The organism is Bacillus sanguinis, assembly GCF_018332475.1.
GTDB lineage: Bacteria > Bacillota > Bacilli > Bacillales > Bacillaceae_G > Bacillus_A > Bacillus_A sanguinis.
Genome location: NZ_BOQB01000286.1, coordinates 1 through 2,016, shown reverse-complemented (window position 1 = coordinate 2,016; position 2,016 = coordinate 1). Strand labels below are relative to the sequence as shown.

At 37.2% G+C, this 2,016-nt stretch carries 2 protein-coding genes; both read left to right on the top strand.

What is annotated here, in order from left to right; genetic code table 11:
- Positions 1-86 precede the first annotated feature (86 nt).
- Complete coding sequence (gene pruA / locus KI369_RS24050) at positions 87-1,634, top strand: L-glutamate gamma-semialdehyde dehydrogenase (RefSeq protein WP_000259556.1); 1,548 nt, start codon at positions 87-89, stop codon at positions 1,632-1,634.
- 185 nt (positions 1,635-1,819) lie between these two features.
- A complete protein-coding gene (locus tag KI369_RS24045) occupies positions 1,820-1,969 on the top strand; it encodes a hypothetical protein (RefSeq protein ID WP_212957719.1) in 150 nt (49 codons plus the stop codon).
- Positions 1,970-2,016: the final 47 nt, after the last annotated feature.

Sequence of the window (2,016 nt, the reverse complement as noted above, 5' to 3'; positions counted from 1 at the left end):
GTCTAGGAATATTTGAATAAATCTAAATTATCGTGTAGAATAATGTTGTAAAATGTAAACGTTTTTCTAAGGGGAGGCTAAAAAGAATGGTAGTAGCATACAAACATGAGCCATTTACAGATTTTTCAGTGGAGGCTAACAAATTAGCGTTTGAAGAAGGTTTAAAGAAAGTAGAATCTTATCTTGGACAAGACTATCCATTAATTATTGGGGGAGAAAAAATCACTACAGAAGACAAAATTGTTTCTGTAAACCCTGCAAATAAAGAGGAACTTGTTGGTCGCGTTTCAAAAGCAAGCCGTGAGTTAGCTGAAAAAGCAATGCAAGTAGCGGATGAAACATTCCAAACTTGGAGAAAATCAAAGCCAGAAATGCGTGCAGACATTTTATTCCGCGCTGCAGCAATCGTTCGTCGCAGAAAACATGAATTCTCTGCTATTCTTGTAAAAGAAGCAGGTAAACCATGGAATGAGGCAGATGCTGATACAGCAGAAGCAATCGACTTTATGGAATATTATGGTCGTCAAATGTTAAAATTAAAAGACGGAATTCCAGTAGAAAGCCGTCCAATTGAATATAATCGTTTCTCTTACATTCCATTAGGAGTAGGTGTTATCATTTCTCCTTGGAATTTCCCATTCGCAATTATGGCAGGTATGACAACAGCTGCTTTAGTTTCTGGTAACACAGTATTACTAAAACCAGCTAGTACAACTCCTGTAGTAGCAGCGAAATTCATGGAAGTATTAGAAGAAGCTGGCTTACCAGCTGGCGTAGTAAACTTCGTTCCAGGTAATGGTTCTGAAGTTGGTGACTACTTAGTAGATCACCCTCGTACACGTTTCGTGAGCTTCACTGGATCTCGTGATGTAGGTATCCGTATTTATGAGCGTGCAGCGAAAGTAAACCCAGGCCAAATTTGGTTAAAACGCGTTATCGCTGAAATGGGCGGTAAAGATACAATCGTTGTTGATAAAGAAGCAGATCTTGAATTAGCAGCTAAATCTATCGTTGCATCAGCATTCGGATTCTCAGGACAAAAATGTTCTGCATGTTCTCGTGCAGTAATCCATGAAGATGTATACGATCACGTATTAAATCGTGCTGTTGAATTAACGAAAGAATTAACAGTTGCTAACCCAGCTGTATTAGGTACAAATATGGGTCCTGTTAATGACCAAGCTGCATTCGATAAAGTAATGAGCTATGTTGCAATTGGTAAAGAAGAAGGTAGAATCTTAGCAGGTGGCGAAGGAGACGATTCTAAAGGCTGGTTCATCCAACCAACAATCGTTGCTGACGTTGCAGAAGATGCTCGCTTAATGAAAGAAGAAATCTTCGGACCAGTAGTAGCATTCTGTAAAGCAAAAGACTTTGATCATGCACTAGCAATTGCAAACAATACAGAATACGGTTTAACAGGTGCTGTTGTTACTAATAACCGTGACCATATTGAAAAAGCACGTGAAGAATTCCATGTGGGTAACTTATACTTCAACCGTGGATGTACTGGTGCAATCGTAGGTTACCAACCATTCGGTGGCTTTAATATGTCTGGTACAGACTCTAAAGCTGGTGGCCCTGACTACTTAGCACTTCACATGCAAGCAAAAACTACTTCTGAAACTTTATAAGAAATAGTAAAAGAGATCTTCGCAGTATGCGAAGATCTCTTTTTTTTTGAAAAACTTTCTATATGTGGATTAAGATAGATAGCAGTAGAAAAACTACTAAAGTAATAAGGTTTACTTTAGTAAATAAGGTATATTATATTTGTTGAATAGATTCTCTTTAAAGACAAGAAAAGTAGGTGAACAAAGTGGGAAAATATCAATTGGATTACAAAAGTCAGGTAGCTGTGGCAAAGTTTCATGAAAAACAGACGCCTGCCAAATTTGATAAAAAGCAGCAAATTGAAAAATTACGTGCGGAATATTTGAAAAAGAAGCAAAAACAAACAAATAAATAAATAATAGAAGAGACTAGTTAATTTGAATCAAAAAACACTTACCATAT